The 228-nt window shown below is 41.7% G+C and carries 1 pseudogene; it reads right to left on the bottom strand.

Going from position 1 to position 228, the window contains the following annotated elements:
* A pseudogene (locus AB5935_RS26855) lies at nt 1-228 on the bottom strand (peptidylprolyl isomerase); the annotation flags it as partial.

A 228-nucleotide genomic window follows, 5' to 3' on the forward strand; every position in this document is an offset into this window, starting at 1 on the left:
TCAAACGCCCATCTCAACGCTTCTTTTGTACCTCTTACACCACCGATATTGTGTTCAGAGCTACTCAAATCCATTCTGTCGAGCAATCTGTAGCCGGCTTCTTCAGCGTTAGCTACCATCTTTTCTACACTCGGATTAGCTGCGATAAACTGGCTGAAATCATTATAAGCACGGTTGTAAGTTTCTTTGCTGAACTCTACTTCACGTTTGATAACAGCTACTTTATAT

This window comes from Phocaeicola sp. RTP21198st1_B8_RTP21198_201120, assembly GCF_040929485.1.
Lineage (GTDB): Bacteria > Bacteroidota > Bacteroidia > Bacteroidales > Bacteroidaceae > Phocaeicola > Phocaeicola dorei.